Raw genomic sequence first — 6,704 nt, 5'->3', positions numbered from 1 at the left:
CCGGGCGGCGCGTCGGTCGCGCTGCGCAAGCTCGTCGAGGACGCGCGGCGCACGCATGCGGCGGCCGACCGGCGTCGCGACGCGCAAGCGCGTGCGTACCACTTCATGTCCGCGATCGCGGGCGACCTGCCTGGTTTCGAGGAAGCCGCGCGTGCGCTGTATGCGAACGACCTCGCGCGGCTGGCCGAACTGATTGCCGGCTGGCCGGACGACGTGCGCGAACATGCGCTCGCGCTGGCGCGCGGCGATCTGCCGCCGTCGATCGAAGACTGCTGACGGCGCGTCGATGCGATGACCGTATTCGACCTGAACCGGGGTGCGATCGCGCCGGTCGCTGACGAAGTCGACGTCGTCGGGCTGCGCGTGACCGGCACGATCCCGCCCGAACTCGACGGAACGCTGCTGCGCAACGGCCCGAATCCGCCGGGCGGCCGCTTCGACGGGAACGACGTACTGTCGTGGTGGCCGGAAGCGGCGATGCTGCATGCGATCGCATTCGAAAACGGCCGCGCGGCCGGCTACCGGAACCGCTGGGCGCGCACGCAGCGCTGGGCCGCCGTGCATGCACCCGCGCAGGCGCCGCACCTGCCCGACACCAATCCGAACGTGAACGTGCTGCAGCACGCGGGCGAATTGCTGGCGCTGGCCGAAGGCGGCGCGCCGGTCGCGATCACGGCCGCCCTCGACACGCTCGGCGCACCCGCGCGGCACGCGGCGCTCGGCGGCGCAATGACCGCGCATCCGAAGGTCGATCCAGTGACGGGCGAGCTGATCCTGTTTCGCGCGGACTGGCGCGAACCGTGGCTGCGCTATGGCGTCGCGGACGCGCACGGCGTGCAGCGCGTCGACCTCGCCGTCGACGTGCGCGCGCCGTCGATGATGCACGACCTCGCGATCACCGAAACCCGCAGCCTGCTGCTCGACCTGAATGTCGGCTACGACTTCGCGATGCTGAAGCAGGGGCACCGGATGCCGCTGCGCTGGCACGACGACCGCGATGCACGGATCGGCGTGATCCCGCGCCACGGCGGCGACGTGCGCTGGTTCGGCATCGAGCCGTGCTTCATCCAGCACGTCGTGAACGCGTACGACTGCGACGCGTCGTGCATTCTGCTCGATGTGGTTCGCTATCCATGGTTCCTGCGGCTCGACGCGCGCACCGGCCGCTTTGCCGACAACCCGGTCGGCGAGCTGTGGCGCTACGTGATCGATACCGCGAACGGGCTGGTCGACGAAGGGCCGCTTGCCGACGGCGGCATCGAGCTGCCGCGCATCAACGAAAGCAGGACGGGGCGCAGCTACCGCTATCTGTATGCGGTCGAGCAGCCGAACAACGCGGAAATGCGCGGCGTGATGCGCTTCGACCACGTGCGCGGCACGACGACGCGTTACGCGGTGCCGGCCGGCGACCAGAACGGCGAGCCGGTGTTCGTGCAGCGCCCGGGCGGTACCGACGAAGACGACGGCTGGCTGCTGGTGGTGGTCTACCGCGCGGCAACGGATACGAACGACGTCGTGATCCTCGATGCCCGCGCGATCGATGCGGCGCCGGTCGCGACGGTGCACCTGCCGCGTCGCGTGCCCGCCGGCTTCCACGGCGCATGGGTGCCGCGCGAGCGCCGGGTGTGAGCGGTCGCGCGCGTCACCGCGCGCGCAGCGCGTCGACGATGTTCAGCCGCGCGGCGCGCATGGCCGGCAGGAACCCGCCGACGAGGCCCATCACCAGCGAGAACAGCAGCGTCTTCACGACGATCGCGGGCGTCAGCACGAAACGGAACGACAGGTCGGAGAAGGTCTGGAAGTTGGTCGTCGAGAACGACGCGAATTCCATCAGCGACGCGCACGCGAGCCCCGCGACGCCGCCGACGAAGCCGAGCAGCAGCGCTTCCAGCAGGAACGCGGCGAGCACGTTCATGCGCTTGAAGCCGAGCGCGCGCAGCGTGCCGATCTCGGCGGTGCGGTTCGCGACCGATGCGTACATCGTGATCATCGCGCCGATCATCGCGGCGATCGAGAAGATCGTCGACAGCGTGATGCCGAGGATGTTGATGAACCTCGACAGCGCCTTCGACTGGTCGCCGTAGAAAATCTGTTCGCGCTTTGCTTCGTCGGTCAGCCGCGGGTCGACGTCGATATCGGCCTTGAAGCGCGCGAAGCCGTCGGCGCTCGGGATGCGCAGCACCATCGACGAGTAGCTCGTGCGGCGGAACGACTGCATCAGCTGGTCGACGTCGCCCCAGATCTCCGAGTCGAAGCCGCTGCCGCCGGCGTCGAACACGCCGACCACGGTCCAGTCGCGCTGCGCGAAATGCAGGCTGTCGCCGAGCTGCGTGCCGCTGAAGCCTTTCGCGATCGCGCTGCCGACGACGATCTCCGACGAACCCGGCGCGAACGTGCGGCCGGCCACGAGCTTAACGTGCGGCCGCAACGCGAGGCCGGCCGGCGACACGCCGCGGATCACGACGTTCGACGGCTTGCCGCTCGACGTCTTCACGAGCGAGATCAGCACGACAGCTTCCTTCGACACCCGCGGCCGGCCGTCGGGACCGAGCGCGACGGCCGGATGCATCTCGAGCGCGTTGGCCTGCTGGTGGTCGATCGAACTCTGGATCTCGGTTTCGGCGCCCTTGCGGATCACCACGGCGTTGTCGGGTTCGCCGGTCGACACGAGCGTTTTCGTGAGCCCGGCATCGAGCATCTGTACCGTCGCGAACACGAAGATCACGAGCGCCATCCCGCCTGCGGTGAGCGCGGTGGTGAGCCGCCGGGTCCACAGGTTGCGCGCGATGTAGGTCAACGGAATCGCCATGAGCGCGCCTAGCCGATCGCCCGCAGGCCTTCGACCACGCGCACGCGCGCGGCCTGCCACGCCGGCACGAGCGCGGCCGCGATGCCGACCGCGACCGAGCATGCGGCCTGCAGCGTCATCGTCTCGGCCGATACCTTGAACACCGGGAAGATGCCGCCCGCGGCCTGCTTGAAGAGGCTCGCGGCCGGCGGCGTCGCGAGTATCCCGAGCCCGCCGCCGGCCACCGCGATCACCACCGATTCGCCGAACACGATCAGCGCGAGAAAGCCGGGGCCGAAGCCGAGCGCCTTCAGCGTCGCGTATTCGGCGGTCCGTTCGCGCGCGCTCATCGCCATCGCGTTCGCCATCACGGCCATGATGATCAGGATCACCACGTACGACACGACGCGGATCGCCGCGATGATCTGGTTCGACATCGCGACGAAGCCGAGCTGGAACGCCTGCTCGGTCTCGGTCAGCGTTTCGGCGAGCGAGTTCTTGAATACCGCGTCGACGTTGCGCGCGATCGCGGCGCCGTCGTCCGGATTCGCGACGCCGAGCACGAACACGCCGACCTGGTCGGCCTGCTTCGGCGTGCGCTTGCGCACCGTCTCGTTCAGGTAGTCCCAGTGGAACACCAGCTGGCGCGTGATCGTCGAGTCGTCGCGGCCGTCGAGAATGCCGCGCACGACGAAGTCCCACGTACCCGGATAGATCGTGCCCTTCAGCGGGATCACGTCGCCAACCTTGAAGCCGAACTGCGTCGCGAGCTGGCGCCCGACCAGGCAGCCGCGGCGGTCGCGGTTGTAGTCGGCGCGCTGTTGCGCGGGCAGGAGGAATTCCGGGTACAGGTCGAGATAGTTTTCCGATACCGCGAAGCTCGCGAAGAAGTTCTTCGGGTCGCGGTACACGCCGCCGAACCAGTTCGAGCGGACCACGGCCGTCACGCCGTCGACGCCGCGGATCCGGTTCTCGTAGCTGACCGGCAGCGGGAACACGAGCGAGATCGCGTTGCGCGTGACGAGCCGGCCGCTCGACGCGGCGGCCGCGCCCGCGTACCACGCGTCGACCACGGTATGCAGCAGCCCGAACGCCAGCACCGCGATGGTCAGCCCGAGCACGGTCAACAGCGTGCGCAGCCGGTGCCGCAGCGCATTGCGCGCGATCAGCTTCAGCACGTACATCGCGCGCGCTCCCGTCGGTCAGACGGCGTGCCCATCGATCAGCTCCCCTTTTTCCAGATGCACGAGCGACTGTGCGGCGCCGGCCGCGTGCGCATCGTGAGTCACCATGATGATCGTCTTGCCGAGCTCGGCGTTCATCCGCTGCAGCATCGAGAGCACGTCGCTGGCCGACGCGCGGTCGAGGTCGCCGGTCGGCTCGTCGGCGACGATCAGCACCGGATCGGTGATCAGCGCGCGCGCGATCGCGACGCGCTGCTGCTGGCCGCCTGACAGCTCGGACGGGTAATGACTGGTCCGGTCGCCGAGGTTCACCATGTCGAGCACCAGCTCGACGCGCTCGCGCCGTTCGCGGCGCGACAGGTGCGTGAGCATCAGCGGCAGCTCGACGTTCTCGAATGCGGTGAGCACGGGCATCAGGTTGTAGAACTGGAAGATGAAGCCGACGTTCGCCGCGCGCCATTCGGCCAACTGCGCCTCCTCGAGCCGCGAGATGTCGAGGCCGCCCACGCGCAGCTCGCCGCTGTCGGGCCGGTCGATGCCGGCGACGAGATTGAGCAGCGTGCTCTTGCCGGAACCCGACGGCCCCATCAGCGCGACGAAGTCGCCTTCGCCGATGTCGAGCGTGATGTCGGTCAGCACCGGCACGACCTGGTTGCCGCGCCGGTACGACTTCGCGACGTGGCTGATCTCGACGAGGGGAGGCGAGGCGTCGTTCACGCGCGCCACGCTACTTCTTCGCGACGGTCACTTTCGCGCCGTCCTTCAGCTTCGCGTCCGGCGCGAGCACGACCGTGTCGCCGGGCTTCACGCCGCGGATCGCGACGAGTTCGCCGATCCGCGTGCCGGTCGTCACCGCCGTTGCATGCACGGTGTCGTCCTTCACGACGAACACGACCGGCCGGCCGTCGCGCTCGACCACGGCGCTCACCTGCACGGCCGTCACCGGCTGCCGGTCCTGCGCCGACGCGGGCTTCGACAGGAACGCGATCTTCGCGCTCATGTCGGGCAGCACCCGCTCGTCGCGGTCGACGAAGCGCACCTTCACGAGCACCGTCGCCTTCGAGCGGTCGACGGTCGGCACGATGCGCGACACGCGGCCCGCGAAGCGCATGTCGGGCAGCGCGTCGAGCTGGATCTCGCACGGCTGCTCCGCGCGGATCTTCGCGATGTTCGATTCCGCGACGTCGGCCTCGACCTCGAGCGTGTCCATGTCGGCGATCGTCACGACGGCGCCCTTGCTGTCCGACGCCGACGAGAACGGCGTGATGTTGTCGCCGACGTTCGCGTGCTTCGCGAGCACGATTCCGTCGAACGGCGCGCGGATCACCGTCTGGTCGACCGCGACCTGCGCGGCCTGCGCGTTCGCTTCGGCGGACGCGATCGCGGCCTGGTCGCTGCCGAGCGTCGCGCGCGCCTTGTTCGCGCGGGCCGTGTCGGTGTCGAGCTGGGCAGCCGGCACCGCGCCCTTCGGGGCGAGCACGGCGCTGCGGCGCAGCGCGATCTGCGCGTCCTTCAGTTCCGCCTGCGCGACGCCGAGGTTCGCGCGGGAGACCAGCACCTGCGCGCGCGCCTGCGCCAGCGAGGCTTCCACGTCGCGGCTTTCGAGCCGCGCGATGATCTCGCCTTTCTTCACGCGCGTGCCTTCGAGCACGCCGAGCCATTCGACGCGCCCCTGGCCCTTCGACGCGACCGCGGCCTTGCGCTGCGGCACGACGTAGCCGGTCGCATTGAGCTGGGTGTCGTTCTGGTACGGGTAGGCGGACGTGACGGAGGTCGTGTCGACCGTCGGGCGGCCGGTGAGCGCGAGCGCGGCGACGATCGCGAGGATCACGAGCACGGCGGCGACCGCATAGCGGACCCACCGGCGCCGGCGGGGCGCGGGCGCGATCGGACGCCGGTCGATTTTCAGTTTGTCCAGATTGTGGTCGGGCAATTTGGGCGCCTCGCGACGGCGGCGGTAGCGTGACCGGCCGCGCTCCGGTTGGGACGGAAGGACGCCAGTATAGCGTCGCCGCGACGGGCGCGAGAGCCGGTTTGTCGGACGATTGACGCCGGTCGCGGCGGCGCGTCGGGCGGGCCGCAAGCCCGTACGTCGGGGGAAACCCGAGGGTTGGGTGCAGCGTGTCAACTCGCGGTGCGGGCGGTGCGTTATGGACCGAGTGCGTCAGTATTTGCCGCGGCGAAGAGGCGAAAGCCGACCCGCCCGGCGGCGACCGTCAACCCGGCGCGACTGATGTCCCGATGCGGATGCCTCGCATCTCTTACCGGTACGTTTGACTTTTTCTCCGCTAAAGGAAGAACAATGAAGAAGACGCTCGCTTCGATCATGACCGCAGCACTCGCTCTCGCATCGGTTTCGGCATTCGCACAGGCTTCGCAGCCGGTAGACGGCGGCGCGATGGCTCCCGCCTCGGCACCGATGAAGAAGGATCACACCAAGCCGAAGCACGCACTGAAGCAGCACGGTTCGGCAAAGGGCAAGGCGAAGGCCGCAGCCGCTTCGGCAGCCGGCACGAACGACGCAGGCGCAGCAAACTAAGCGCGCTTCGTCGGGGCCGGCCTTGCCGGCCGCCCGTCGAGAAACCCCGCACGCTCCGGCCTGCGGGGTTTTTTTTCAGCCGTTCGTCGTGTCCGCTGCGTCCGGTGCGCCGGGCGGGAGCGCGCGCATCGCGTCGACCACCGCGCGCATGCGCCGCCAGTGCGACCCTTCCCAGAACACGCGCCGGCAGACC

At 69.4% G+C, this 6,704-nt stretch carries 8 protein-coding genes; 3 read left to right on the top strand and 5 right to left on the bottom strand.

Features of this window, described 5'->3' with window-relative positions; all coding sequences use genetic code 11:
- A partial coding sequence (locus F3J14_RS32815; protein ID WP_166726446.1) for a DUF2239 family protein occupies positions 1-276 on the top strand: 276 nt, incomplete at its 5' end.
- Positions 277-291: 15 nt separating this feature from the next.
- Positions 292-1,629, top strand: coding sequence for a carotenoid oxygenase family protein (locus tag F3J14_RS32810; protein WP_166726445.1), 1,338 nt, complete (start codon positions 292-294; stop codon positions 1,627-1,629).
- A 13-nt stretch (positions 1,630-1,642) separates the two neighbouring features.
- On the opposite strand, the gene F3J14_RS32805 is transcribed toward F3J14_RS32810, so the two are convergent.
- Genes F3J14_RS32805 through F3J14_RS32790 form a run of 4 tightly spaced genes read right to left on the bottom strand, consistent with a single transcriptional unit; the run spans position 1,643 to position 5,905 of the window.
- Positions 1,643-2,809, bottom strand: coding sequence for an ABC transporter permease (locus F3J14_RS32805; RefSeq protein WP_166726444.1), 1,167 nt, complete (start codon positions 2,807-2,809; stop codon positions 1,643-1,645).
- 8 nt (positions 2,810-2,817) lie between these two features.
- Complete coding sequence (locus tag F3J14_RS32800; protein ID WP_166726443.1) at positions 2,818-3,972, bottom strand: ABC transporter permease; 1,155 nt, start codon at positions 3,970-3,972, stop codon at positions 2,818-2,820.
- A gap of 18 nt (positions 3,973-3,990) precedes the next feature.
- Entirely contained in the window at positions 3,991-4,689 is a 699-nt protein-coding gene (locus F3J14_RS32795) for an ABC transporter ATP-binding protein (protein WP_166726442.1), read from the bottom strand.
- A gap of 10 nt (positions 4,690-4,699) precedes the next feature.
- Positions 4,700-5,905 carry an efflux RND transporter periplasmic adaptor subunit gene (locus F3J14_RS32790; RefSeq protein WP_166726441.1) on the bottom strand — a complete coding sequence of 402 codons (1,206 nt, stop codon included), beginning with the start codon at positions 5,903-5,905 and terminating at the stop codon, positions 4,700-4,702.
- A gap of 369 nt (positions 5,906-6,274) precedes the next feature.
- On the opposite strand from F3J14_RS32790, the gene F3J14_RS32785 reads away from it, so the two are divergent.
- Complete coding sequence (locus tag F3J14_RS32785; RefSeq protein WP_105832044.1) at positions 6,275-6,511, top strand: hypothetical protein; 237 nt, start codon at positions 6,275-6,277, stop codon at positions 6,509-6,511.
- Positions 6,512-6,586: 75 nt separating this feature from the next.
- Here F3J14_RS32785 and F3J14_RS32780 read toward each other — a convergent pair.
- Positions 6,587-6,704 (bottom strand): Mut7-C RNAse domain-containing protein (locus F3J14_RS32780; protein WP_247682338.1); only part of this gene is annotated, 118 nt, incomplete at its 5' end.

Source organism: Burkholderia sp. Tr-862 (assembly GCF_011753085.1).
Lineage (GTDB): Bacteria > Pseudomonadota > Gammaproteobacteria > Burkholderiales > Burkholderiaceae > Burkholderia > Burkholderia ambifaria.
The sequence above is the reverse complement of the archived record's forward strand: the minus strand, read 5'-3'. Positions and strand labels throughout refer to the sequence as shown.

Coding starts and splice junctions, on each gene's coding strand:
- F3J14_RS32810 (WP_166726445.1), top strand. CDS start 292: ATGACCGTATTCGACCTGAACCGGGGTGCGATCGCGCCGGTCGCTGAC.
- F3J14_RS32805 (WP_166726444.1), bottom strand. CDS start 2,809: ATGGCGATTCCGTTGACCTACATCGCGCGCAACCTGTGGACCCGGCGG.
- F3J14_RS32800 (WP_166726443.1), bottom strand. CDS start 3,972: ATGTACGTGCTGAAGCTGATCGCGCGCAATGCGCTGCGGCACCGGCTG.
- F3J14_RS32785 (WP_105832044.1), top strand. CDS start 6,275: ATGAAGAAGACGCTCGCTTCGATCATGACCGCAGCACTCGCTCTCGCA.